20 protein-coding genes, 1 tRNA gene and 2 pseudogenes are annotated in these 24,680 nt (G+C 64.0%); 15 read left to right on the plus strand and 8 right to left on the minus strand.

Annotation, left to right across the window (positions count from 1 at the left end; genetic code table 11):
• Nucleotides 1–40 precede the first annotated feature (40 nt).
• Nucleotides 41–113: transfer RNA gene (locus IPF85_RS06980), tRNA-Arg, on the minus strand.
• 188 nt (nt 114–301) lie between these two features.
• On the opposite strand from IPF85_RS06980, the gene IPF85_RS06985 reads away from it, so the two are divergent.
• Entirely contained in the window at nt 302–697 is a 396-nt protein-coding gene (locus IPF85_RS06985) for a CBS domain-containing protein (protein WP_343407354.1), read from the plus strand.
• A 39-nt stretch (nt 698–736) separates the two neighbouring features.
• On the opposite strand, the gene IPF85_RS06990 is transcribed toward IPF85_RS06985, so the two are convergent.
• From IPF85_RS06990 to IPF85_RS07000, 3 genes are all read right to left on the minus strand, one after another.
• The gene (locus IPF85_RS06990; protein WP_343407355.1) at nt 737–2,653 is read right to left on the minus strand and encodes an ATP-binding protein; all 1,917 of its coding nucleotides are present in this window, start codon (nt 2,651–2,653) and stop codon (nt 737–739) included.
• A gap of 245 nt (nt 2,654–2,898) precedes the next feature.
• Nucleotides 2,899–3,612, minus strand: a complete 714-nt coding sequence (locus tag IPF85_RS06995; protein ID WP_343407356.1) for a hypothetical protein — start codon at nt 3,610–3,612, stop codon at nt 2,899–2,901.
• 133 nt (nt 3,613–3,745) lie between these two features.
• The gene (locus tag IPF85_RS07000) at nt 3,746–4,936 is read right to left on the minus strand and encodes a LysM peptidoglycan-binding domain-containing protein (RefSeq protein ID WP_343407357.1); all 1,191 of its coding nucleotides are present in this window, start codon (nt 4,934–4,936) and stop codon (nt 3,746–3,748) included.
• A gap of 235 nt (nt 4,937–5,171) precedes the next feature.
• On the opposite strand from IPF85_RS07000, the gene IPF85_RS07005 reads away from it, so the two are divergent.
• On the plus strand, nt 5,172–5,606 hold the full coding sequence (locus tag IPF85_RS07005) for a hypothetical protein (RefSeq protein ID WP_343407358.1): 435 nt from the start codon (nt 5,172–5,174) through the stop codon (nt 5,604–5,606).
• 10 nt (nt 5,607–5,616) lie between these two features.
• On the opposite strand, the gene IPF85_RS07010 is transcribed toward IPF85_RS07005, so the two are convergent.
• On the minus strand, nt 5,617–6,786 hold the full coding sequence (locus IPF85_RS07010) for a radical SAM protein (protein WP_343407359.1): 1,170 nt from the start codon (nt 6,784–6,786) through the stop codon (nt 5,617–5,619).
• Between the two features lie 114 nt (nt 6,787–6,900).
• Here IPF85_RS07010 and IPF85_RS07015 point away from each other — a divergent pair, with 114 nt between their 5' ends.
• Together IPF85_RS07015 and IPF85_RS07020 are read left to right on the plus strand one after the other, a co-directional pair.
• Complete coding sequence (locus IPF85_RS07015) at nt 6,901–7,461, plus strand: type II toxin-antitoxin system Phd/YefM family antitoxin (protein WP_343407360.1); 561 nt, start codon at nt 6,901–6,903, stop codon at nt 7,459–7,461.
• Entirely contained in the window at nt 7,454–7,942 is a 489-nt protein-coding gene (locus IPF85_RS07020; protein ID WP_343407361.1) for a putative toxin-antitoxin system toxin component, PIN family, read from the plus strand. The genes IPF85_RS07015 and IPF85_RS07020 overlap by 8 nt, the downstream gene beginning before the upstream one ends.
• A gap of 13 nt (nt 7,943–7,955) precedes the next feature.
• On the opposite strand, the gene IPF85_RS07025 is transcribed toward IPF85_RS07020, so the two are convergent.
• Nucleotides 7,956–9,230: a 3'-5' exonuclease gene (locus IPF85_RS07025; protein ID WP_343407482.1), complete on the minus strand. Its 1,275-nt coding sequence runs from the start codon at nt 9,228–9,230 to the stop codon at nt 7,956–7,958.
• A pseudogene (locus IPF85_RS07030) lies at nt 9,210–10,175 on the minus strand (UvrD-helicase domain-containing protein); the annotation flags it as partial. The pseudogene IPF85_RS07030 and the gene IPF85_RS07025, both read right to left, overlap by 21 nt.
• A gap of 1,404 nt (nt 10,176–11,579) precedes the next feature.
• Here IPF85_RS07030 and IPF85_RS07035 point away from each other — a divergent pair.
• From IPF85_RS07035 to IPF85_RS07050, 4 genes are all read left to right on the plus strand, one after another.
• Nucleotides 11,580–12,233 carry a glycosyl hydrolase gene (locus IPF85_RS07035; protein ID WP_343407362.1) on the plus strand — a complete coding sequence of 218 codons (654 nt, stop codon included), beginning with the start codon at nt 11,580–11,582 and terminating at the stop codon, nt 12,231–12,233.
• Nucleotides 12,234–12,373: 140 nt separating this feature from the next.
• Nucleotides 12,374–12,880, plus strand: coding sequence for a hypothetical protein (locus IPF85_RS07040; protein WP_343407363.1), 507 nt, complete (start codon nt 12,374–12,376; stop codon nt 12,878–12,880).
• 53 nt (nt 12,881–12,933) lie between these two features.
• Complete coding sequence (locus tag IPF85_RS07045; RefSeq protein ID WP_343407364.1) at nt 12,934–14,148, plus strand: sialidase family protein; 1,215 nt, start codon at nt 12,934–12,936, stop codon at nt 14,146–14,148.
• 457 nt (nt 14,149–14,605) lie between these two features.
• Nucleotides 14,606–16,207 (plus strand): hypothetical protein, encoded by a 1,602-nt coding sequence (locus IPF85_RS07050; RefSeq protein ID WP_343407365.1) that lies wholly within the window; start codon nt 14,606–14,608, stop codon nt 16,205–16,207.
• A gap of 96 nt (nt 16,208–16,303) precedes the next feature.
• Here IPF85_RS07050 and IPF85_RS07055 read toward each other — a convergent pair.
• Nucleotides 16,304–17,128: pseudogene (locus IPF85_RS07055) on the minus strand (endonuclease Q family protein); the annotation flags it as partial.
• A gap of 171 nt (nt 17,129–17,299) precedes the next feature.
• Here IPF85_RS07055 and IPF85_RS07060 point away from each other — a divergent pair.
• The 7 genes from IPF85_RS07060 to IPF85_RS07090 all read left to right on the plus strand — a co-directional run bounded on the left by IPF85_RS07060 (nt 17,300) and on the right by IPF85_RS07090 (nt 24,679).
• A complete protein-coding gene (locus IPF85_RS07060) occupies nt 17,300–18,142 on the plus strand; it encodes a tetratricopeptide repeat protein (protein ID WP_343407366.1) in 843 nt (280 codons plus the stop codon).
• Nucleotides 18,132–18,875, plus strand: a complete 744-nt coding sequence (locus IPF85_RS07065; RefSeq protein ID WP_343407367.1) for a glycosyltransferase family 2 protein — start codon at nt 18,132–18,134, stop codon at nt 18,873–18,875. Before IPF85_RS07060 ends, IPF85_RS07065 begins: the two co-directional genes overlap by 11 nt.
• A 338-nt stretch (nt 18,876–19,213) precedes the next feature.
• Nucleotides 19,214–19,609, plus strand: coding sequence for a DUF2304 domain-containing protein (locus tag IPF85_RS07070; protein ID WP_343407368.1), 396 nt, complete (start codon nt 19,214–19,216; stop codon nt 19,607–19,609).
• Between the two features lie 18 nt (nt 19,610–19,627).
• The gene (locus IPF85_RS07075) at nt 19,628–21,298 is read left to right on the plus strand and encodes an alkaline phosphatase family protein (RefSeq protein WP_343407369.1); all 1,671 of its coding nucleotides are present in this window, start codon (nt 19,628–19,630) and stop codon (nt 21,296–21,298) included.
• Nucleotides 21,295–22,185: a polysaccharide deacetylase family protein gene (locus tag IPF85_RS07080; protein ID WP_343407370.1), complete on the plus strand. Its 891-nt coding sequence runs from the start codon at nt 21,295–21,297 to the stop codon at nt 22,183–22,185. Before IPF85_RS07075 ends, IPF85_RS07080 begins: the two co-directional genes overlap by 4 nt.
• A 102-nt stretch (nt 22,186–22,287) precedes the next feature.
• Nucleotides 22,288–23,235 (plus strand): GNAT family N-acetyltransferase, encoded by a 948-nt coding sequence (locus tag IPF85_RS07085; RefSeq protein ID WP_343407371.1) that lies wholly within the window; start codon nt 22,288–22,290, stop codon nt 23,233–23,235.
• A gap of 70 nt (nt 23,236–23,305) precedes the next feature.
• Nucleotides 23,306–24,679 (plus strand): DegT/DnrJ/EryC1/StrS family aminotransferase, encoded by a 1,374-nt coding sequence (locus tag IPF85_RS07090; RefSeq protein WP_343407372.1) that lies wholly within the window; start codon nt 23,306–23,308, stop codon nt 24,677–24,679.
• Nucleotide 24,680: the final 1 nt, after the last annotated feature.

Below are 24,680 nucleotides of genomic sequence, written 5' to 3' on the forward strand. Positions count from 1 at the left end.
TTTATTGAGTCATTGAGTCATTGAGGCCCAAATGCACCAGTACCCCCGGAGGGACTCGAACCCCCAACCTACTGGTTCGAAGCCAGGCGCTCTGTCCTTTGAGCTACGAGGGCCAGTCGCGCGATTCTAGCACCGGCCCCAGGGGCTGTCAAATTGGTCGTGGCCGCGTGGCCCGTGCCTATTGACAACTCACGTACTTCCTGATAAACTGCATTTGTGCAAAGAGACACACACGACCGTGTGCTGACCTTTTCGCGCAAGCCCGACATGGGCGTCATAAAGGTATGTCATAGAGGTACAAATGCCAAATCGAACCGTCCTGGATGCCAAGCGCCTTGGAATTTATAGTTGCCGAACCGACGATACGTTGGAAGAGGTGGCTCGTCGCATTGCCGAGGAGGACATCAGCGGCATGGTCGTTGTTGACGACCAGGGCTACCTGGCGGGCGTTATCACCCGCATTGATCTGCTGCGTGCTTACGTCAATTCTTCGGATTGGAGAGAGGAGTTGGTAAGCGTCTTCATGAGTCCACAAGTCATCACGGTGCATCCGGAAACGCGCCTGATCGAAGTGGCTCATATGCTTCTCCAGCATCATGTCCATCGGGTTGTGGTGGTGCGCGAAGATGGCGCTAAGCTGCGCCCAATTGGCGTCATCGGCGATACGGACCTGGTGTACAACATGATGCGCGAATAGCCATCCGTCCGAGTCTGCCCTGACAGGCTGCTGGGTTGCCTAAAGCGCACTCGCAGGCGCTGCGCCGGTTGGCAACGTAAACCAGAACATGCTTCCCTTGCCGGGCGTGCTTTCGACACCGATCTCGCCACCGTGTGCCTCGATGATGCCGCGCGCAATGTATAATCCCAACCCGGTGCCTTCGCTGGCCGCACGAGACAGGCGCCCGCGCTGATATTTGTCGAACAGCTTGGGTAAATCTTCGGGCGTGATGCCGATGCCGGTATCGCTGATCTCCACGCGCACCGCCCGGAGTTCATCATCATGAAAGGCGCGCACCACCACGCGCCCGCGCGCGCGGGTGAATTTTACCGCATTGGAAATGAGGTTCGTGATAACCCGCTCGATGCGGTTCGGGTCCGCCCAGACGGGCGGAACGTTGTCAGCCAGTTGCGCGTGCAGATCCACCTGCTTTTCGAGCGCCTGCGGCAAGGCTGCCTGCACGAGCCAACTCAACCGCTGATCCAACCAGACCCAATTCTTTTCTAACTGGAAGCGCGTCGACTCCAGGCGGGAAATCTCCAGCAGATCACGCAGCAGGGCCAACTGATGCCGGCACGACTGCAGGATGACCTCGACGAACTGCATCTGCGTATCCGTCAAGTGGCCGGCTGCGCCGCTGAGCAGGAATTCCGCATAGCCCATGATGGCCGCCAACGGGGATTGCAGATCGTGCGACACCGTCGCCAGAAAACTCTCCTTTTCGCGCTCCAGCCGGCGCCGCGCACGCACATCGCGGCCGATCAACTGCGCGCCGATTCGTTCGCCGGCCCGCATCAAGGGGGTCACGCGTACCTCTAACAGCACCTCTTCGCCGGCCGCGGTGATGAACGCCACATCGCTGGTCCTGGCATCGCCGGTTGGGCCGAGCAGCGCAGCCAGCATCGCGCCAGAGCGCTCCGGTGCGACGAGCCTGGCCAGGGGCTGCTCTAAAACGTCAGCGCGGGCATAACCCACCAGTTCTTCGGCCGCGTGATTGAAAAGCGTGACGTAGCCCTGCAAGTCCACGTTGATAATCGGATCGCGCGCATTTTCGATCTGCTGTGTGAGCAGTCGCTCCTTTTCAGCGACCGATTGGTGCAATTGCGCACGCTCGACCACCGCGCCAATTTGCAGGCCCAGGGAAAGCACGACACCAACGTCCTCGATGGTGAAATGGCCCGGCTGGCGCGCACCCAGCGCCAGCACGCCTACCGTGCGCGCTTGGGTGCGCAGGGGAACGGCCAGGAGCGAGCGTAGGCCGAGGTGTCTTTCGTAAGCCACGGCACGGGCGTCCGTGCTGGCCTCATCCAGGAGCAGCGGAAGTCCACTGCAGGCCACGGTTCCCAGCAGGCCCTCGCACAGCGGTGTGCGTACAGGAAGTTCAACCTCTGCCGGGATGCCAAATTCCCTGGCCCGCACCAGTGAGGTGCCCTTTGCGTCCAGCAGGCGCACGATGCCGATGGGCGCGTGCATCACCGAGGCGGCCGTCAACAGGCTGGCGTCAAGAATCTCATGCACATCCAGTGAGCTGCTGGTGGCGTCGGCCACAGCTGCCAGCGCAGCCAGCAGGCGATAGCTGTCGCCGGCGCTGTTGTCTGCGGGCGGGTGCTGCGCATGCTCTGCCAACAGACCGCGCACAGCGAGGAGATCACCGGTAGCCGACCGCAGACATACGGCCGCCCATGAGACATGCAGCACGCGGCCGTCCACCGTGCGTAACGTGACTTCCGGCAGATGAAGGTGATGTTGAGCCAGAAGCTGGCGCCACATCTCGGCAAAAGCGGGGTTTGTGTCCCACTGTGCGGCCGGAAAGGGACGGCCCAACAGTTCGGCTGCGCCGGCGCAGCCTAGCATCTCTGCAAGGCGAGCGTTGACATAGCACAACACACCGGACGGATCGGCAACAAAAACACCATCGTGTGCGTGATCGAACATGGAAACATCATGGAGTAGGTCAGCAGAAGCGGCAGCCGGCACAGGCTGGGGACAAGAAGATGACGACACGCGGACTACCTCCCCGAAGAGCACTTTGACTAAAATAGCAATACTATCTGGTTATGAGCATAGGAGGTGAGAGGTGCGAAGTCAATAAGACGGGAGTACCCGCATGGCAGCAGGCAGGCCACAAACATCAGGCCCCTGCCACCCGGCTCCGCGTGGCAGGGGCAGATTGGTTTGCTTCAGTCAGCGTCGCGCACCAGCGCCTTCTTGACGCGCCTACTGCTGGCTTTGACGATGCCGGTCATGACATCAGTGACTACTTCGGCGCTCTTGGCGGTATCGCGGATCATCCCTTTGGTCATCTGCGCGGTGGCATCGGTCATATCGAAGCTGCTGGCCATGGCGCCGGCGCCGGCGCCTTGCACGCCGCCGACGATCGCGCCCATCACCGTGGCCCCGGCGCCGATCGCACCCATGGCCGCGCTGAGTGACACGTTGGTGATGCCCTGCGCAGCCTGGCGCGCGGCAGCATCCAGATCACCCTGGGCCGCCATGTCCGCTGCGGAGCCAAATTCGCTGACGGCCGTTCGGGTCGCCGTCGAGAAGGCGTCGCCGGCAATGTTCAAGCCCTGGGCAATGCCGCTGGCCGCGCCCTTGATGCCGCCGCCGGTTGCACCCACGGTGCGCGCCGTGGCCTCGATGAGTTGGCGGGTGGCGGCGCCGGCTGTCGAAGCCAGGCCGCTGACCGCCTCCGTGGCCTGATCGGCGCCCTGGGCGGCTTCGCTGCTCGATTGCATGGCAGCCGCCTGCACGGTGGCCTGTGTGCCCATGACGAGGCTTTCGGCCAAATCACGCGTGTCTGAAAAACGCTTGTAGAACGAACTCACGCGGCGCTTCGCCTTGCCCTCGCCACTGCCGGCGCCGGCGACCGCGGTTTTCTTGTTTTCACTCATAACTCCTCCTCAACCCTGCACTTTCATTCAACTCAGTCATTCAACCCAGTCATTCAACCACTACAGACAAGATACCATTGGAACGCAAAAAACTCAAGTTTGCGGCCATTCCCATGAGCATCGCGGGTGGGGATCAATTCCAGGCGAAGGAACGCACCTCGCTCGGGGGGCTGAGCAAGAGCAGCCTGGCTGGATCGGGCAGCGCCGTCGCGGTTGGCGTGGGGCCAGGCTGCGCGGTAAGTAGAGGCTCCGGGTCAGCCGCATGTCCGAAGTGGCGCGCCACGATGACCCGCCAGCGCCAGCCGCGTGCAGCCACATAATCGGACAGCCGCAAGGTCGCCTCCAGGCGCAGGCTGGTGCCCTTGACTTGTTGCTCCAGATCAGGCCCGCCTGGCGCCAGTGACCACACATGCACGACATACCAGTCTTCTTCGCCCAGGGTGCCAACCGCCGCCCAACGCAGCACAACAGGTTCGGTGGCGGCCAGGATCGCGCCATCGGCTGGGCCAAGCAGAACCGGCGCCGGCAGCGGAGGCCCCGCCGTGGAGGTTGGGCTGGCGGCCATCGTGAGCGTTGAGGTGGGCATGGGGGTCCCGCGGGGGATAATCAGCACCTGGCCAATGCGCAGAATGGCGTCCGCCTTCAGTTTGTTGGCCTCCAGAATGGCGCTGACCGTTGCCTTATATTGAAGAGCAATGCCCGACAAGGTGTCGCCAGCCTTGACACGGTACATCAGCGTCGCATTGTCAGGCGTAGCCGTGGGGGCAGGCGTGCCATTGGCGGTCAGGGCTTCTACCTTCATACCGGCCGTCGGAAGGATGAGGGCCTGACCGACCGCCAGCCGGGCACTCACCTGCAGCTTGTTGGCTTTCAGAATGGCGTCCACCGCTACGCCAAAGCGCGCGGAGATGCCTGAAAGCGTATCGCCCGCCACCACTTTATAGGTGATGAATGCTGGCGTCGGCGACGGGGTGGATGTTGCGGGCAGCAGGGTGGGGGTAAGCGTTGTTGATGTTGGGGTGAGAGTCGGCGTCTGGGTGTGCGCAATTTCCGTTATGGGCAGCGGCGCAGCGCTACTAACCTCGATCGGGTCGGCCGTTGGGGTCAGGCGTGTCCACCAAAAGGCGATGGCTGCCACAATGACGACGAGCAGCGCCAGGTCGAGCCAGGGAATTTGCCGGCGCCGGCGCCGCGCCGTTTGCATGACCGCGCCGCACATGAAGCAAACAGCGGCCCGTTCGGCCAGGCGTGTGCCACAGTGCGGGCAAGTGGGGCCTTGCGGAACTGCGGGGGGCGGAGCGAGAACAGAATCACGATAGGTCATAGGTTGAATTATAGCCTGGCGGGTGGTTTGAGCAAATGCGCTGAATGCAGCTCACGCGGCCTGGTGCGGGGGTGCGGAATGACGGCGGGTGGGCGGCTTGAGTATTCTCGCAGCCTTTGCTACAATACCGGCAAGTCGAGCAATTGAAATCGCACCTGAAGGGCGTACCGCCAGGCGACCAACCTGCGTGGGCGCAGCGTTGGTCGGCGCAGGCCGGCCTTTCAAGAAGGAAATCATGGCAAAAGAACGCACGGTCGAGGAGATTCACATCCAGATCGGTGATGTGCGCTACACGTTGACGGGCGGCAGCTTCGCCGAGATGGTGGAAAAGGTCAAGGCGGTGCCAGGGCGCCGCTTTCGCGCCATTCCCAACGATAAGCATTGGGTGCTGCCGGTGACATTGGAAACGGCCGAGGTCGCGCTCAGCCCCTATCTGCTGACGGCGGTGGGCAAGGCGCTCAAGGTCGCGATTATGGATCCGACCAATATGCCCACGTCGCCGGATGAGGCGCTGCCGTTACTGCAAGAAAACCACGCCCTGTTGGAAAAGATCATCCAGGACTTGCGTGATGCCGCGTTCCTCCTCAACCGTAACCCCAGTCACCTGGGCGGGGAGGAGAAGAAGCTCATCATGCGCAGTGCGCGGGCGCTAGTCGGTTGGAAGGGCTGAGGCCGACCGCCTACCACGCAAAGCCCAGCGCCATTTGCACCGGCGCGGCGCGGCCATTGAGCAAGACAAACGGGGCAGCCTGGGCCACGTCAACGCCGATCTTCCTGAGCTGCCCCAGGTCGCGCAACTTGCCATCGAGGCGCGCGCGCAGGATGTTGCGCATGGTCTGCGGGCCGATGCCCGGCACGCGCAGCAGGTCTTGCGGCGTCGCCCGGTTGACTTCCAGCGGAAATCGCTCCGGGTGGCGCTGCGCCCACAGCACTTTGGGGTCCTGATCGAGCGGCAGATTGCCGCTGTCATCGAACGGCAGTTCTTCCACGCGAAAGCCGTAGGCGCGCAGGAGAAAATCGCTCTGGTAGAGGCGAAATTCGCGCTGCGGCGGGGTGGCGGCCAGACCTTCCAGCGGGGTGTCGCGCACCGGGCGGAACGCGCTGTAGTAGGCGCGGTGCAGGCCCACCTCACGGTACAGGCGTTGGCTGGTGCCGAGCAGGTCGCGATCACTCTCGCCGGCCGGGCCAACCACGAACTGCGTGACCATGCCGGCGCGAGCAATCTGCTGGCCGCTGTTCCACTGGGTCTGCTGGATCAAGCGCCGCGCGCGCTTCAGCGGCTCCACCAGGCTTTCCTCGAAGGTTTTCATCGGCGCCAGGCGGCTCAAGTGCAGGGGCGTGGGCGCCTCCAGGTTGGTGGACACCCGGTCGGCCAGGTGGACGGCGCGCTCGATCTGCGCTTCCTCGGCCGCGGGCAGCATCTTCAGATGGACATAACCCCGAAAGCCGTACTTATGGCGAATCAATTCCACCGTTTGCAGCATGCGATCCATGGAGCGCACGGCGCCGATGATGCCGGAGCTGAGGAAGATGCCCTGCACCAGGCCCGCGCGCTGCATCTGATCGAACGACGCGGCCAGGTCATCCGGGCTGAGCGTTTCGCGGCGGAAGTTGCGGCCGGCGCGGAAGGGGCAGTAGTAGCAGTTCTTTTCGCACGCGCTCGTCTGCAGGATCTTCAGGACGGGCACCTTGCGCCCGCCCGCGCTGAGCAGCGCAACCGAATCACGCAGGTCAGGCACACGCGACGCGGCCGCGGTCATCTGCGTGACGGGCGCCGGTTCACCGGCCTCCAGACACGCGTCGTACTGCGCCGCCTGTTCCAACCATTCGATCTTGCTGCGAACGTCCATGTGTGCCATCCCCCTCGTGCGGATCGGGAACAGCACCCATTATACAGAACAAATGTGCGATTGACAAGATTCAGCAAAGGGTATCGAACCCACATATGAGATGTTTCAACCGGTTTGACGCTCGATGGCATCGAGTTTATAATGAGTCTTGACCAAAATCTTGACCAAGATAATACCGTGGGTCGAGGGATGGAACCAATAACCGTCGAGGTGTTACCCATGCTAATTCTGTCTGTAAGCGAGGCAAAGCGCCAGATTAAGGACCTCGTCGAGCAGGTTGGTCGGCGCAACCAGGTCTTCTATATTACGCGTTACAGCCGACCCAAGGTGGTAATGCTGAGCGTGGACCAGTATGAAAGCCTGGTGGGGCAGGTCAACCGACTTCAGGGCGAGCTCGCTGCTGTTTCGGCTGCGCTAGACGCACACATAGACGACACTCCGGTCCTGCTGCCTACGCCTGATGGCGGGATGCGGGCTTTCCAGCCGCGCCGTCCGGTATCATCAGAAGTGCGAGACGCCATTCGCCGCGCCGCGCAAATGGCTTTGGCGCAGCGTGATCGGACGACCGATCAAATCATCCAGGACGGTCGCGCGGCGCTCGAACGCGCTCGCGAGGAAGCGATCCAGGATGGCCGTGCGATCAATGACGAAACGGAAGTAGCACGCGATGACTGAGCCGGCCGAGGACACCCTCTTTTCACCCGGTTCTGATCATCCAGGCGGGAAGTTCCGAGCCGTGTTGGATACCAACGTACCCATCGCAGCCCATCTTTCACGTAACTCGCGCAGCCCAACCGTTGAACTACTTGAACGTTGGCGAGCACGCGAGTTTACGCAACTTTACTCCGACGATCTACTGGCCGAGCTTGTCGAGAAACTCCAGGCTCGCAAGATCGCCGCGGACGCAGCGGATCGTTATGTGGCCGACCTGATCATGCTTGGCGAACACGTAGAAGTTGCACCGGAGCAGATTCAAGCCGTCATCAAGGCCGATCCCGATGACGATGCCATCCTGGCCTGCGCGGTCGTCGGCCGCGCGACCCATCTCGTGACCTACGATCCCCACTTCGCCGTGCTGGATGGCGCCTTCCAGGGCATTCCGATCCTGGATGGTCTGCACTTTCTGTACGTCGTGCGCGGCGACCGTCCGACTTAGCGCACGCTTCAGCTCAGAACAGCGCAAGCTGCACGCCGACGGGCGCGGGACGCGGCGATGGCCTCTCCATCTCGCGCAGGGCTTTCAGCGCCGCGGCGATGTCGTCTACGAAGCGTGAAGGGGCGTTTTGCATGCTCCGGCCGAACAGGAAGCGCGAGGCCGCATGCGTGAGAATCAGCCGCTGCCGGGCGCGGGTCATGCCGACGTAGAACAAACGCCGCTCCTCTTCGATGTCGGCCGCGGCGCCCGGCCGGGCGTAGGGCAGCAGCGATTCCTCACAGCCGACGATGAAAACCACCGGAAATTCCAGCCCCTTCGACGCGTGCAGGGTCATCAGCGTGACCCGATCCGCGCGCGGGTCGTAGGCGTCCGTTTCGCCTTGTAACGCCTGCGCCTCCAGGAAATCGGCCAGGCGCTCATCGAACGGCGCGGCCCGGCGCGCCAGTTGCGCAATCTGCTCAGCCTCTGTGGACTCGCCGCGCAGGCTGGCCTGGCGACAGGCAAACGCGTAAACGGCCTCGATCTGGCGCGCGACCGGCTGCCCAGGCGCCATCTCCGGCGATTGCCAGAAGACGGCCAGGCTGCGCAGGCGTTCCCGCTGTGTGAAGCTGAAATCAGCGGCCAGGGCGGCCGCCATCAGGGCGTCGCACAGGCCGGCTGGCGACGCGGCTAACTGGGCGTTCAAGCGGCCCATCGCGCCGCTGGCGAAGGCGCCCTTGCCGCTGCCCAGCACAGTCTCCAGATGAATTCGCGTGGCCGGCTGCACGGCCAGCCACAGATAGGCCAGCACATGATGCACGGCCGGCTGCTCGAGCAGGGGGGTCTGCCCCACATGCTGAAAGGGGATGCCTGAGCGCTCGAAGGCCTCGACCAGCAGGCGGCTCTGCGCACCCAGGCGGAAAAGCACGGCAAAATCGGCAAAGGCGTGCGGCGCCGCGGGCGCATCGGCCACGCGGCCCGAATCGAGCGAGAAGTAGCTGGTGCCGCCCACCATCTGCTCGATCTGATGCACCACGGTTTCGGCTTCGGCACGATCGGTGGGCGTCTGAAAGATCTCGATGCGCACCTGCTGCACGAAATCGGCCAGCACCTGCACCGCCTGCAGCGGCACGCGCTCGTCCCGGTTGGCCGCAATGACCTGCGCGGCCGCGTCCAGGATCATCTGCGTGGAGCGGTAGTTCTGGCTGAGGTGCAGACGCCGGGCGCCGGGGTAGTCCTGGGCAAAATTCAGGAAGAAGCGGCGGTCGGCCCCGCGGAAACCGTAGATGGCCTGATCGGGATCGCCGATGACGGCCAGGTTGGCGCCGCCCGCGGCCAGCAGACGCAGCAGGCGGTACTGGCCGAGGGCGATGTCCTGGTACTCGTCCACGCACAGCCAGTGAAAACGCTGATGCAGCGCGGCGCGCGCCTCCTCCTGCGTCTCCAACAGCCGCACCGCCTGCACGATCAGGTCATCGAAATCGAGGGCCTGACTGCGCCGGCGCGCGTCCTCGTAACGCTGAAAGATGCCCGGCAAACGTTCATCCTCGCACATGGCGCTCAACTCAGGCGACGCGGGCGAGAGCAGGCGGTTCTTGGCGTCGGCGATCCAGGCCAGGAACTGGTCACGCTCTGCCATACGCAGTTCGGGCGCGGCCTGCGCCAACAGCGCCCGACGTTCTTCATCCCGGCAGATGATGAAATCCGGGCTGATGTCCAGGCTGGCGCCCCATTGGCGCAGCAGCCACGCGCCGAAGGCATGAAACGTCTTGACCATGACCCGCTGCGCCGTCTCTGCGCCCAGCAGGCCGATCAGGCGGGCGGTCATTTCCTGCGCCGCCTTGTTCGTGAAGGTGATGGCGAGGATGGCCTCTGGCGCCGCGCCTTGCACCTGGATCAGATACGCGATGCGCACGGTCAGGGTGCGGGTCTTGCCGGTGCCCGGCCCGGCCACGATGATGAGCGGCCCCTGCGGTGCAGCGCCGCCTACGTTGTGCGGCGTTGAGCGACGCCAGCAGCCGTGCGCTGGTTGTACCATAGGCGGTGGACGGCGCAGGCTCGGCCACTTGCCGGGGGTGGGGCGCTTGGCGTCTGGGGCGAGGGCCGGCGACATGGCCGGCGCAGAGATGGCAGGCGGCGGCTGGTGGGCGGTCGCGGGCAGGCGCCGGCGGCGCGGCAAAGAGCCCGTCCTGAAAACGTCCCGTCGCGTGGCTGGCCGCGGCAAACAGCCGGATGACGCCGTAGTCGCCATCATAGCCCGCGTCGGCCTGCACCTCGCCGCGGCGCATGCGGCCAATGCCCTCGGCTAGGCGCTCCCCGCCCGCGCCGGCAATGGCCGGCAGCGGCGCGCGGCGCAGGATGAACAGCTCCGGCCCCAGGGCTGCCAGCAGTTTGTGGTACGCCTGCTCCACCTGCTTGGACCCTGCTCCCACCCCGGCCGCCTCGCCCAGAATCTCCGGCAGCGGGATCAGGCTGGTAAAAGGCGCGGCGCGCGGCGCCCGCTGACCCGCCGGCCGGTCGGCCAGGGCTTCGACGCGGTGCAGAACCCCGATCGTGACCTCTTTGCCGCACACGGGGCACAGCCCCTGGTGCGCCCGCGTGGTGGCCGGCTCCCAGCAGACGTTACACTTGCGGTGGCCGTCGAGATGGTATTTGCCTTCCTCTGGGAAGAACTCCACCGTGCCTCTGAAAGTGGCCGGATCGCCGGTCCGCAGGGCTTGGAAGATCGCGGCGTAGGAAAGCTCGGTGTCGAACAGGGTGGCCTCGCGCGCCAGCTTTGGCGGCGAATGCGCGTCAGAGTTGGAAACCAGGGTGTAGCGATCGAGGTTGGAGATGCGCCAGTTCATGGGCGGGTCGGAGGAAAGCCCGGTTTCGAGCGCGAAGATGGCGGGCGTCAGGTCGCCAAAGCATTCCTCCACCGAGTCGAAGCCGGACTTGGAGCCAAGCATGGCGAACCAGGGCGTCCAGATGTGGGCCGGGATGAGATGGCACTGCGGGCTGATGGTCAGGATGATTTCCAGCAGGTCGCGCGAGTCCAGGCCGAGGATGGGGCGGCCGTCTGAACGAATGTTGCCGATTCTTTCCAGCGCAGCCTGGATCTTCGCCACGGTGTCGAAATCGGGCGCGCAGACGACGTTGTGAACCTTGCGCGTCTGACCGTGGCGCTTGTAGATGTTGCTGATTTCGCCGGCCAGGAGGAAGCGCACCGGGGCCTGGCAGGCCGGCGGCACCGTCTGTTGGACAGCGGCAGCCAGGTCATCCTTGAGGCGGAAAAGCCCATCTTCGGCCGGTTCAAGCCGGTCGCGCATCTCCTGCAGCCAACCGGGGTGGGCAATGTCGCCGCTGCCCACGACGGTGACGCCCTTGAGCTGTGCCCAGCGCGCGAGATGTTCGAACGTCAGGTCCCTGCTGGTGGCGCGGGAGAAGTGAGAGTGAATGTGTAGATCGGCAACGAATTCCATCCCCACCTCGAGTTGATCCGGCGGCGAAAATTGGTTCAGCGGGCGCAGTATAACACACACCAGGTCATTTGTCAGCCCGTGAATTCATTCATCAGGAATTCGGAATTGCTGTACTTACCTTGACACTCTTTTCCAACGGTGTTATTATGAAACTAATGAATTGCCCATGCGTGTGTGCTCTTGGGAGGAAGTCAACAATGAGCACTGGTCAACCGAGTGGAGGGGGGTACTTCCTCGTCATTCTAACGCTGATCGCTGGCGTTGTCGCTTTCGTCCTGTCAACGCTACCGACAGACGCAACCAACTCCCCCGCGCTAACCATTCTATTGTTCAATTCACCCATTCAGCCTCCACCACAGCCGATTGCACCTGTTGCCGACCCGGAAATGGCCCGAATTCTTGGCGCTCGACGACATGGCCCGCCCGATCCAAGGTCGTTTTCATCTATCACACCAACACCGCGCACTACCCCCATTATCACCCGTACACCAGAATACACAGAGACGCCGCCGCCTGCTTTCAAGTTACTGGTTGCGCAACCTGAAGTTGCCAGCATGGTCTACATGCCACACATGCGCTACGCTGGCTGGAAGGGAGCAGGTGACGACTGGCAGCAGAACTCCCTGGTGGCAAATCTCAACCTGAGTTGGTGGTATGATTGGGACTACGAGTCGTGGCCGGCCAATCAAAACGGCCAGTTCAACGATCCTCTTTTTGTTCCGATGATGTGGTGCCGGGACGCAAGTGACAACCTGGACCTCCTGCGCCAGCGTGTACAGGCGAACACTGGCCGGATCTGGCTCATTTTCAATGAACCGGATCATCCTGCGGTGCTAGTCAGGGAGAGCTAACTGCAACCATTGCCCGAATCACTGCCGAGCGCTACGCTGAGGTTTACACCGCCATCAAAGAAGCCGACTCGACCGCCAGGGTCTTTTGTTGTGGACAGTTTCACACCCGCAGTGATATCAGGGAGTGGTGGGATGCGTTTATGGCTCGCATTCATCAATTAAAGCTACTGCCCGAGTATAAATACCTGACTTTAGATGGAGTGCATCTTCATGCATATCCATTTATCAGTAGCACCAACTGTTCAAGAAATCAGGGTGACATTGGCGACATCTTCAACAGTTGCGTGAAGGGTAAATTGAAAGATTACTGGCTGCTAGTACACGAACAAGAACCCGAGACTCGCGGCAAACCACTGTGGATCACAGAGTATGGCTATCTTGGCGGAGCCACCGGCGAAAACACTCCAACTCCGTCAGCAGGAGAGGTGCGCGACGGTCTCATGCGTCCCATGACGGCCTGGTTAGGATCGAGAGATAACCCTGGCTACCGGGAGGTGGCCTGGTTTAGCGTTTCCTATGGAAACGCCAACACAATTCTTATGTATCCCGAGGCAGCCGGTACCCCGCCATATCGCCTGACGGGTCTGGGTCTTGAATGGGCCTCTTATGACCCCATGCATCCTCCCACCTCTACTCCAACACCATGAAACGACGATACATGGGGTCTTCGCGCGTTAGGCAACGTCGAAATAGGCTACTCTTGCTGTTGTCAGCCGCCATAGTGAGTTCCTGCGTTCTGGTTACGCAGGCGCAGGCCGGCAGTTCTGCGCTACCCACTTGTCCAGAGTCTGAGTACGCACACAGCATTGTTCCTTCGCCGTTCTTCGAGCAAGACCGCACCGTCTATTTTCATCCTATTTCGGGATCGTATGAATCCAAACTATGGCGCAGCACGAACGATGGATCTAGTTGGCAAGCCGTGTTCCAGTCTCTCGGGCCTGGTGGTTTTGACACACCTGCGTTTGTGCCACTGATGAACAGATCTGGCCTGACAGTATATCTGTCGTATAGCTTTGACAACGGCGGGATCGCCTGGTCGGGCGTGGTACGTAGCACTGATAGTGGTGATACGTGGGAAGATCGCTCAGCTTGTGATACTTACCACGGGCACTCGTACCCTAGCGACTGCATCGGCCCTTACGCCACGAATCAGCCGGACACGATCTTCGCTGCCAGATTCAATGACCCGCAACGATTGGGCAAGGGTGTCGTGCGCAGTGATGATGGCGGCCTTACTTGGCAGGTGATGTGGGAAGAGGGTAGCGTCTTGGAGGTTCACCCATCTCCAGCCTTCCGCGATGATCAGGTTGTGTTCGCGCGTCCTGGTGGCTGGTATGAACCTGGCCCCTACGCCCTGATTGCCTCTTCAGATGGCGGCATCACTTGGCAGCGCCGAGATGCTGGCCTGAATGGGGAGACGGTCGAACTTGTTTTCTCGCCAGGGTTTGCTTCTGACCACACGTTATTTGTTGCTGAATCCCATACACTCTTTAGAAGTCAGGATGTCGGCTTGAACTGGCAACCAATTGCCCGCATCGAAGGTGGTTTTGGAATCCGGGATCTCGACATCTCGCCGGATTACGTGAACGATCTCACTCTTTTTCTATCAATCGAGAATGCGTTGCTCGTTTCTTACGATGATGGAACTAATTGGTATGCCATTGTGGACGTACATCAACCAACCCTTGACGTGCGACGGCAACTGCGCTCATTCACGGAACAGCCCACTAACCGACGAGCACCGATTTCGGTGCCAACTCCTGGGCCTGCCAGTCAGAACTATCTTTACCTGCCGCTGGCCGGCACAATCGGTGTACACCCTCGTCCTTTGAGTTTGTTTCTCTCGCGTGAGTTCGATCGTTTTTATCGCTCGGATGATGGTGGTTTGACGTGGCGTTGCCTGCTGCCGCCGTAGAAATCAGGAGTTAGTTGGATTGCCATGACTTAGACAGCCCTTAGGGACATTGCTCATGTTGAAGTGTTGCATGATTCTGCTCGTCGTTCTATTCTTGAATCCTGCCATTCCAGTCGCAAACGGCGTCACATTCCACCGTGATGAACCACCACAGTCGCAGCCACAGTCACTGGTGTTAGCCGGCCAACTGACTGGCGATGTGGTTGCGGTGGCCGTACATGGTCCCCGTGCTTACCTCGGCCTGGGACTACGCGTCGTGGTACTGGACATCTCGCACCCTGCAACGCCGTGGATCCTTGGCCGTTCGGACCCCTTGTCTGGTGCGGTGACCGGTTTGGCGTTAGCGTCAACTACGGAAGGATTGGCGCCCACCCACCTTTACGCACTCAGTGGTACTGATCTTCATGTTCTTGCACTGAACAATCCGACCTATCCTATGCCAGTGGGTTCCTTCCGTTTGCCTGCTGTAGCTGAAGACATCGTCGTGGCGCGTGTTGTCACGACGGGGCGTATCTATGCTTACACGGCAGCCGGCATGCAGGGACTATACATTATTGATGTGACCGACCCAATCCATCCTGTGACGGCCAGCGCCTTCGACACGCCAGGCGTTGCCTGGCGTGTGGCGGTAGATGCCACGACAGTGCCCGGTCGAACATACGCGTATGTGACCGATAGGCTTCACTACCTCTACATTGTTGACGTGACCGACCCGAACCACCCCGTGCGCGCGGCGACATATAGTGGATTCGCTGACGGTCTCCGGGCGGGCGGCATCGCAGTCGCAAACGGCTATGCTTATGTGGGCACTATAAGCAAAGTCTTTATCTTGGACGTAACCAATCCAGAGCGGCCGCGCGAGATCTGGTATACGTTGACCACAGAACACTTAGTGGCGAGACTCGTGGCGACGGGCCATTATCTTTTCGCCTACGGCGACCCCGGCGACTTCCGTATCATCAACGTGGCCGATCCCAGGAACCCTTTTGTAAGCAGGCGGTACGACACACGTGGTGAGTCCTTGAACGTTGCTGCCGGTCCGCCGCCGCTCGGCCAAGAGATCCCTTTGGCCTATATCGCGAGCGGCAGTCGCGGCTTGCAGATCGTTAGCGGCTTCGACCCGCAGCAGCCCCATCGCATAGGCTGGTTCGACCTGCCCGGCAACGCCTATGGTGTGGCGCTCGAACGACGAGTAGACGGCACCTACGCCTACGTCACCGACCGCGACGGCGGTCTGCACGTCATCGCCATCTCTCAACCGACTCAACCTGTTCAACTCACCGCCCACGATATCCCGAGCAGCGCCTGGCGTGTGACGCTGGTCGGACACCACGCCTATGTAGCAGCCGGTGACGCAGGCCTGCGCATCGTGGACACCACCGATCCGGCACACCCTGTGGCAGCCGGCGTCTATCCGCTCCCCTACGCACGCGCCGTAGCCGCAGTCGGTGATTATGTTTACGTGACTGATCGTACCTACGGCGCGCTCTACACGATCAACGTGGCCGATCCGGCTTACCCCGTGCTGACGAGTATTTTTGCAACACCCGGTGGCGCGTACGACGTGGCCCTTGACGGCACGCTTGCCTATATCGCCGACGGCGTCGCCGGTTTGCGTATCCTTGACGTCTCCAAACCCGACGAACCACGTGAAATTGGTGCTCTGACCACGCCTGGTGTGGCGGTAGACGTACATATTGCAGGCCACCTGGCCTTTGTCGCGGGCCGTGAGGATGGCCTTTACATCATAGACGTGTCTGATCCCGCGCACCCCCTGGCGCTATCCACGTATCACACGTCAGGAGAGGTATGGGCTGTGGCCCCGGTCGGTTCCTACGTCTTTTTAGCCAATGGAACCGCCGGTGTATGCATCCTGGACGTGTCCAATCCGCTGCACCCCGTAGAGATGGATGCTTACGATACGCTCGGTTTTGCCTGGGATATCGCTGTAGTGGCAGACGTTGTCGTTGTAGCCGACGAACAGGGTGGGTTGCTTGTCCTGCGTTGGTATGGATCGCAACGCGCCTTTCTACCGTGGATCGGATGGCGCCTGCGCTGAAAAAGGCGCTACTATCCGACCGGCCTGGCTGCGTGGTCAGGCGTCACGCATCGGGGTCTGCGGCATCCCTGTCTGCCACCAGCAGGCGGTAGACTGGCCGTCGAGGTGATATTTGCCTTCTTCGGGGAAAAACTCCACCGTGCCCTTGAACACGGCCGGGTCGCCGCTCTGCAGGGCGCGGAAGATGGCGGGGTAGGAAAGCTCGGTGTCGAACAGGGTGGCCTCGCGCGCCAGCTTTGGCGGCGAGTGCGCGTCAGAGTTGGAAACCAGCGTGTAGCGATCGAGGTTGGAGATGCGCCAGTTCATGGGCGGGTCCGAAGAAAGCCCGGTTTCGAGCGCGAAGATGGCCGGCGTCAGGTCGCCGAAGCATTCCTCCACCGAGTCGAAGCCGGACTTGGAGCCGAGCATGGCGAACCAGGGCGTCCAGATGTGGGCCGGGATGAGATGGCACTGCGGGCTGATGGTCAGGATGATCTCCAGCAGGTCGTGCGAGTCCAGGCCCAGGATGGGGCGGCCGTCTGAACGAATGTTGCCGATTCTTTCCAGCGCAGCCTGGATCTTTGCCACAGTGTCGAAATCGGGCGCGCAGACGATGTTGTGAACCTTGCGCGTCTGGCCGTGGCGCTTGTAGATGTTGCTGATTTCGCCGGCCAGCAGGAAGCGCACCGGGGCCTGACAGGCCGGCGGCACCGTCTGTTGGACAGCGGCAGCCAGATCGTCCTTCAGGCGAAAAAGCCCATCTTCGGCCGGTTCAAGCCGGTCGCGCATCTCCTGCAGCCAACCGGGGTGGGCAATGTCGCCGCTGCCCACGACGGTGACGCCCTTGAGCTGTGCCCAGCGCGCGAGATGTTCGAACGTCAGGTCCCTGCTGGTGGCGCGGGAGAAGTGAGAGTGAATGTGTAGATCGGCAACGAATTCCATCCCCACCTCGAGTTGATCCGGCGGCGAAAATTGGTTCAGCGGGCGCAGTATAACACACACCAGGTCATTTGTCATAGCTACGGTTCATTTGTTCGAGCCTCTTGCCTGTGCTAGAATGGCGACCGTCCCCGATCCATCCGCTCGAGCAGGCAGGGTGTACGAATCATGGGGATGTTGCGCTGGCAGATGACGCGACGCCGCCTGGCGCTGCTGCTCTGCGCCCTGCTGATCGCCTGGCGCGTGGGCATGCACCTGCCGGGATGGCTGGCGCTGAACCAGGGCCTGACCGCCTGGCGAGGGGCGGACCTCCAGCGGGCGGCGGCCGTGCTGCAAACGGCCGTCCGGCGCCTGCCCGTCTCCGGCGCGGCCTGGCGCGGTCTGGGCCGTGTGCAGTTGGCGCAGGCGCAACCAGCGGACGCGCAAACCTCCCTGCAGCAGGCGCTCGACCATCTGCCCGGCGACAGCCTGACTCACCTGGAACTGGCCCGCACGCTCGCTCGCCTGGGGCAGGATGAGCAGGCGCTGGCGCACTTCCGCGCAGCCGGTTGGCCGGCCTACATGAGTCTGCGCCGCCAGGCCGAGGCCGCGTTGAGCCAGGGCGCGACCGGCGACGCGCTGAAATTGGCGGGACAGGCGGCTGCGCTGGAACCCACCCGCGCCGAAGCCTTTTACCTGTGGGGCGAGGCGCTGTGGGCGCAGGGCGAGCAGCCGGCCGCGGTGACGCAGTGGCAAGTCGGCTCGGCCCTGGCGACCCGACCGCCAACAGCCATTGATTACTACTACACGGGCCGCGCGGCCCTGGCGCAGGCCGACCCAGCCGCCGCCGTCACCGCCCTGCAAATCTCCCGGCGTCTCGACCCCACCCTGCCGTTCACCGGCCTGTGGCTGGGCGAAGCGCTGCTGGCCGCGGGTCAGCGCGAGGCCGCCATCGAGACCTGGCGTACACAGGCGCGGCGCTTTCCCGACAACCCGTGGGCGGCGCGGCGGTTAGGGGAGGTGGGTAGTGGCAAATAATTCGCTTCTGGTGATCGTGCCAGCGTTCAATGAAGAGGCAAACATCGCGCAGGTGGTGCGGGGGATTCGGGCTGCTCTGGGCGGCGCTGAGGGCTGGCCTTTGTCCGCGGCCGCTGTGCTGGTGATTGACGATGGCTCGACCGATGACACGGCGGACGTGGCGCGGGCGGCCGGCGCCCTGGTGCTGCGCTTGCCCTACAACCTGGGCATTGGCGGCGCGGTGCAGGCCGGTTTCAAGTTCGCCTGCCGCCGCGGCTATGCCTTTGCCGGCCGTATGGACGGAGACGGGCAGCACGATCCGGCCGATCTGCGCCGTCTGCTGCAAGCCATTCTGACCGGCCAGGCTGATGTGGCGATCGGTTCACGCTTTCACGGTGGCCCGGTCTCCTACCGTGTGCCGTTGGCCCGGCGCCTGGGCATCCGCCTGTTCGCCGGCCTGGTCTCCCTGCTGACGCGGCGCCGCGTGACCGACCCCACCTCCGGCTTGCAGGCGGTCAACCGCCGCGCCATCGAGTTCCTGGCGCGCGCGTATCCGCAGGACTACCCGGAGATCGAGGCGCGCATCCTCCTGCACCGCGCCGGGCTGACCGCCATCGAACTGCCGGCGGTGATGGCTCCGCGGCGCGGGGGCGTCTCCTCCATCAACCACTGGCGCGGCGCGTACTACATGGTCAAAGTGCTGCTCGCCGTGCTCATCACCGCCGTCAAAAAAATCCCCACCCTGCCGGCGTAAGTGCAGAGGGCGGGGGGGGGGGGGGGGGGGGGGGGGGGGGGGGGAGGGGGGGGGGGGGAGGGGGGGGGGGGGAGGGGGGGGGGGGGGGGGGGGGGGGGGGGGGGGGGGGGGGGGGGTGCGAGGCGGAGAGCGGAGAGCGGAAAGTGCAAAATGCAATGCGTTTTCTCCGAAAACGCAGAGAGTGCAGAACGGAGAGCGGAGATCGTGTGCGAGAGCGGAGAGCGGAGATTCGTGTGCGAGAGCGGCAATCGCAAATCGGCAATCGCAAATCGCAAATCGAGAGTGGACGATGTTTTGCACTTTGTACTTTGTACTTTGCACTTCCCATGGATGGTTTCATGCCACAACCGATTCTGAAACTGATTGCCATTGCCGTGAGCCTGGGCTGGCTTGGCCTGATCCTGGAACTGGTGCGCCGCGGGCGGCTGCGTGAAGATCACGCGCTGCTCTGGCTGCTGACCGGCGTGGCGCTGCTGCTCTTTTCGATTTTCGAGGGGGCGCTGCGCTTCGTGGCCGATCTGATCGGCGTGGTCTACGCGCCGTCCATCCTGTTCGGCGTCGGTATGCTGTTCGCGGTGCTGATTCTGCTCTTCCAGGGCATCACCATCTCGCGTTTGCAGGCGCAGAACAAGGAACTGGCGCAGGACGTGGCGCTGCTCACCTGGGAGGTGCAGCAACTGCAACAGGCGGGTCAGGCCGAAGGCTCAACCGGCGCTGCTGATGAATCTGATTGAGGATTTGAATCCATTTCTATGACCTACCGTTGTTTCGTGATCGGCCTCGATGGGGCCACGTTCGATCTGATCCTGCCCTGGGTGGCGCAGGGCAAGCTGCCCGCGATGGCCCAGGTTTTGGCGCGCGGGGCCTGGGGCCAACTGCGCAGCACCGTGCCGCCTATGACCGGCCCGGCCTGGACCACGTTCGCCACCGGCGCCAACCCGGCTCGCCACAGCATTTACGATTGGGTCTACCGCGAGCCGGGCACCTACAACTTCGTTCCGGCCACCGCGGCCAACCGGCGCCTGCCCAGTCTGTGGAGCCTGCTGGGCGCGGCCGGCCGCCGCGTGGCCGTGGTCAACGTGCCGATGACCTTTCCGCCGGAGCCGGTCAACGGCCTGTTGATCTCCGGCCTGCCCACGCCGTCGAAGCAGGTCACCTTCACGCACCCGCCGGAACTGGCGCAGGAGATCGAGCGCATCACCGGCAACTACATCCTCTACCCCGACCCGGGGCAGGCCTATTCCGACGCAGGCGTGGATGCCTTCCTGGCCCGCCTGTACCAGACCACCGAGACGCGCATCAAGCTGGTGGAGAATCTGCGCGGCCGCGAGGCCTGGGATTTCTTCATGGTCGTCTTCAACGGCACTGACACCGTGCAGCACGCCATGTGGAAGTTCATGAGCCCCGCGCATCCGCTGCACGATCCGGCCAAAGCGGCTAAATACGGCGACGCCATCTTGACCTTCTACCAGTTCCTCGACCGCTGGCTGGCGACCCAAATCGCGAGCCTGCCGCCGGACACCGTGCTCATGCTGATGTCCGATCACGGCTTCGGCCCGTTCCACAAGTTCATCCATGTCAACAACTGGCTGCGTGAGCAGGGCTTTCTGGCGATCAAGCCCGCCTGGCGCGCCCGGCTCAAATACGCGGCGTTCCGGGCCGGCTTCAGCCCGATGGCCGTCTATGACCTGCTCATGCGCCTGGGACTGGGCAGCCTCAAGCGTGAGGTGGTGCGCGGGCAGGGTCAGGGTCTGCTGCGCACCCTCTTTCTCTCGTTCGATGATGTGGATTGGCCCGCGACCCGCGCCTACTCGCTCGGCAACATCGGCCAGATTCGGCTCAATGTGACCGGGCGCGAGCCGCAAGGTTGCGTGGCGCCTGGGCGGGAGTACGAGCAGGTGCGCGAGGAGATCATGGCCCGCCTGCGCCTGTTGACCGATCCGTCCACGGGCGAGGCGGTGGTGGATGAAATTTACCCGCGTGAAGAACTGTACCGCGGGCCGTACCTGGAGGACGCGCCCGACATTGTCTTCCTGCCCAAACGCCTGGAGTATTTTGGCTTTGGCGAATATGAGTTTGGCTCGCACCGCGTGATCGAGGCGATGCGCCGCGGCATCTCCGGCACGCACCGCATGAACGGCATCTTCGCGGCGCTGGGCGAGCCGGTGCAGCCAGGCGTCGAGATCAGCGGCGCGACCCTGGCGGACCTGGCGCCGACCATCCTGCACCTGCTGGGTCAGCCGATTCCGGCCGCCATGGATGGCCGCGTTCTCATCCAGGCGCTGCGCGGCCCGTTAGCTGCACAGACGCCGCAGGTGGTTGACACGCCCGCGCCGGTCAGCACAACCGGCGCCTTCACCCTCTCCGCCGAGGACGAAGCCGCGATCAGCGAGCGCCTGCGCGGGTTGGGGTACGTCGGTTGAACGGATCATCGGTGGCGCCGGACCAAAATCTGCCCAGCCACGCGCTGACCATTGACCTGGAAGAATGGTTCCAGGGCCTGACCAGTACCAATCGCCAGGTGGCGCGCTGGCCGGAATGGCCGGCCCGCGCGGCCGGGTTGACCGACCGCCTGCTCGAACTGCTCGCCGGCCACGGGGTGCGCGCCACCTTCTTTGTGGTCGGCGCGCTGGCCGCGGCCGAACCGGCGCTGATCGCCCGCATCGCGGCCGCCGGCCACGAACTGGGCGTGCATGGCTATGACCATCGCTTCGTGCATGAACTGACCCCGGCCCAGTTCCGGGACGAGCTGCGCCGCACCGTACACGCCATCCGCCGCGCGGCCGGGGATGTTCCCATCCTGGGCCACCGCGCGCCCTACTTTTCGATCAACGGCTCGTGCCTGTGGGCGCTCGACGTGCTGGCGGACGAAGGGTTCGTCTACGATTCGAGCCTGATCCGCACGCGCAATCCGCTGTACGGCTTTGCGCAGGCGCCCCTGCGGCCGGTGCGCCTGCAACCTGGCGGGGCCGGCGCGCTGATCGAATTTCCGGTCACGACCATCGGTCTGGGGCGCTGGCGTCTGCCCTGCGGCGGCTTTGCCTGGCGTGCGCTGCCCTATCCGGTCATTCGGGCGCTGGTGCGCCGCGCCCAGGCGCAGGGCCCCATCGTGGCCTATGTGCATCCGTGGGAGTTCGACACCAACCAGCCTGCGCCAACCCGCCTGACCGCACGTGAGCGCATCACCCACCGCGCCGGCCGGGCCAGGCTCTGGTCAACCTGGCGCCGCCTGCTGACCGACTCCCCCTGGGGGCCGCTGGCCGATCATCTGGCGCAGGCTGAGCGTCTGCCGCTCTGGAGCCTGGCATGATCGAGGTGCATGAGGGGATGGACGCCGCGGCCTGGGATGAATTCGTCCTCGCCGCGCCGCAGGCCAGTTACTTTCACCTGGCCGCGTGGCAGAACATCTACCGTGAAGTCTACGGCCTGCGCCCCTTTGCCCTGGTCGCGCAAGGACGCGGGCGCCGTTGTGGGCGTGCTGCCGTTGTGCGCCGTCCATGCCTGGCCGGCCAGGGTGCATGTCACTTCGCTGCCAGGCGGGTGGTGCGCGGCCAGCCCGTCCGCGGCCGCCGCGCTGATCGAGGCCGCGACCGCGCTCACGCGGCGCCTGGACGCGGCCTACCTGGTGCTGCGCGACAGCCCTGATCCGCTGCCCTGGGCCGACGCAGCGGCGCCCGGCGCGGACGGCTGGCACACGGTGGCGCGTCATGTCACCGTGCGCCAAAGCCTGCACGCGGGCGCGGACGCGCTGTGGCAGGGCTTTTCGCACGATCTGCGCAACCTGCTGCGCCGCGGGCAGCGGGCCGGTTTCGAGCTGAGCTGGGACGCCGATCAACTGGACGCCTGGTATCCGGCCTTCGCGGAGACGGCGCAGCGCAAGGGGACGCCCGTGCTCAGCCGGCGCTTCTTCCACCGGGCGCAGGCCCACTTCCCGGAACGCTTCACGCTGCTGGTCATGCGTCACAACGGCGAATTGGTGGGCGGCGGCTGCCAGTTCCTACTTGGGCAGACGGTCTGGTGTACCTGGGGCGCGATCCGGCCGCCGTTCCTGCGCCAACATGCCACCTATCTGATGTACTGGGAGATCATGGCGCACTTCGCCGGGCTGGGCTGGGCCGCAGTGGATTTTGGGCGCAGCGCGGCCGATTCCGGCCATGCCGCGTTCAAGCGGCGCTTCGGGCAGCAGCAGCCGCTCTATCAGCACGTCTGGCTGCACCGCCAGCGCACGCTGCCCGGGCTGATTGCGCAGGCTCGGCCCGCGGGCAGCCTGAGCCTGGCCCAGCGCCTGTGGCAGCGCCTGCCCCCGGCCGTGGCGGAAGCCCTCAGCGCCATCGTGCGCCGTCGCATTCCGTTCGGGTAGGGGGAAGGGATGGGTACACGGATTGACACGGATGATGCCTTTCGGAGGAATTGTTATTACGAATCCTGTTTTGCCCTGGGCGCGGGGGCGCTTTCTGCCGCCGAGCGCCACACCGCATACGGCTGCTGACCTGGCTGCCAGCCTGGCCGCGGCGGCGCGCACGGGCGCTGAGGCTGCGTTTGCCCGCGACCTGACCGCGCTCACCGGCTGTCCGTCCGTTCATCTGACGGCCAGCGGCCGCGCGGCCTTTTTCCTGATCCTGGAAGCAGGCAAGCGTCTGCGCCCTGACCGCCGCGAGGTGGTGCTGCCCGCATACACCTGCCCGGTCCTGGCCTATGCCGCGCACGCCGCGGGGCTGCGCGTGCGCCTGGTGGACATGGACCCGCTGACGTTGGACTACGACCGCGCCGCGCTGGAGCGCGCGATCGGGCCGCAGACATTGGCCGTGGTCAGCGTACACCCGTTGGGCCTGCCGCGGCCGTTGGACGGCGTGCGCGCCCGCGCCCACGCCGCCGGCGCCTTCCTCGTGGACGACGCCGCGCAGGCCTTCGGCGCACGCGGCCCTGAGCCAGCGACCTGTACGGGTGCGCAGGGCGACGCCGGGCTGTTCAGCTTCGGGCCGGGCAAGCCGCTGAGCGCGGGGGGCGGGGGCGCGGCGCTTTTCAACGACGCCAGCCTGGCCGCGGCCGCCGCGGAAATTTTCGCCGCCTGGCCGCGGCCGCGCCTGGCGTCACAGCTCCTGGCCTGGGCCAGAATCGCGGCGCTGGCTGTTGCCACCCACCCGCGGGGCTGGTGGTGGGTGGCGCGGCTGGGCCTCGATGCGGCCGGCGATGATCCGCGCACCTGGCAGTTTGCCCGCCAACCGCTCAACGCGCCCGCGGCCGCACTGGGCCAACGCCTGCTGCCGCAACTGGCCGGCTGGAACGCGCAACGGCAGGCCAACGCGCAGCGCCTGCTGGCAGACCTGCCCGCGCAGGCCGGCCTGACCCCCATCGCGGCCGCAGCCGGCAGCCAGCCCATCTACCTGCGCCTGCCGCTGCTGGCCCGCAGCCCGGCGCAGCGCGCTGATCTGATCGCCCGCCTGCGCCGCGCTGGCATCGGCGCCGGCCGCCTGTACGGCCACACCCTGGCGGAAATCCTCCGGCGCCCATTCCCCGCTGCGTTGCTGGGGCCAACCGCCGTCAACCTGAGCGACGATTTCCCTGGCGCGACCGAAATCGCCCAACGCCTGCTCACCCTCCCCACCCATCCGTATGTGCAGGAAAGCGATCTTGCGCTGATGAGGATGGAGATTGGAGACCAGAGAAGGGGAGAAGGGGAGAAGGGGGGAAGGGCAGAAGTGCAAAGGGCAAAGTGCAGCAAAGTGGAGGGGGGAAGGGGAAAAGGGGAAAGGGGGGGGGTCTCACCGATCTCCGATCTCCGATCTCTGATCCCTGATCTCTGAG

The sequence above is a fragment of the Candidatus Amarolinea dominans genome (assembly GCF_016704685.1).
In the GTDB taxonomy this organism is placed as follows: Bacteria; Chloroflexota; Anaerolineae; order SSC4; family Amarolineaceae; genus Amarolinea; species Amarolinea dominans.

Excerpts from the sequence above, each read along its gene's own strand:
- IPF85_RS06985 (WP_343407354.1), top strand. The coding sequence starts at position 302 with ATGCCAAATCGAACCGTCCTGGATGCCAAGCGCCTTGGAATTTATAGT.
- IPF85_RS06990 (WP_343407355.1), bottom strand. The coding sequence starts at position 2,653 with ATGTTCGATCACGCACACGATGGTGTTTTTGTTGCCGATCCGTCCGGT.
- IPF85_RS06995 (WP_343407356.1), bottom strand. The coding sequence starts at position 3,612 with ATGAGTGAAAACAAGAAAACCGCGGTCGCCGGCGCCGGCAGTGGCGAG.
- IPF85_RS07000 (WP_343407357.1), bottom strand. The coding sequence starts at position 4,936 with ATGACCTATCGTGATTCTGTTCTCGCTCCGCCCCCCGCAGTTCCGCAA.
- IPF85_RS07005 (WP_343407358.1), top strand. The coding sequence starts at position 5,172 with ATGGCAAAAGAACGCACGGTCGAGGAGATTCACATCCAGATCGGTGAT.
- IPF85_RS07010 (WP_343407359.1), bottom strand. The coding sequence starts at position 6,786 with ATGGACGTTCGCAGCAAGATCGAATGGTTGGAACAGGCGGCGCAGTAC.
- IPF85_RS07020 (WP_343407361.1), top strand. The coding sequence starts at position 7,454 with ATGACTGAGCCGGCCGAGGACACCCTCTTTTCACCCGGTTCTGATCAT.
- IPF85_RS07035 (WP_343407362.1), top strand. The coding sequence starts at position 11,580 with ATGAGCACTGGTCAACCGAGTGGAGGGGGGTACTTCCTCGTCATTCTA.
- IPF85_RS07040 (WP_343407363.1), top strand. The coding sequence starts at position 12,374 with ATGGCTCGCATTCATCAATTAAAGCTACTGCCCGAGTATAAATACCTG.
- IPF85_RS07060 (WP_343407366.1), top strand. The coding sequence starts at position 17,300 with ATGTTGCGCTGGCAGATGACGCGACGCCGCCTGGCGCTGCTGCTCTGC.
- IPF85_RS07070 (WP_343407368.1), top strand. The coding sequence starts at position 19,214 with ATGCCACAACCGATTCTGAAACTGATTGCCATTGCCGTGAGCCTGGGC.
- IPF85_RS07075 (WP_343407369.1), top strand. The coding sequence starts at position 19,628 with ATGACCTACCGTTGTTTCGTGATCGGCCTCGATGGGGCCACGTTCGAT.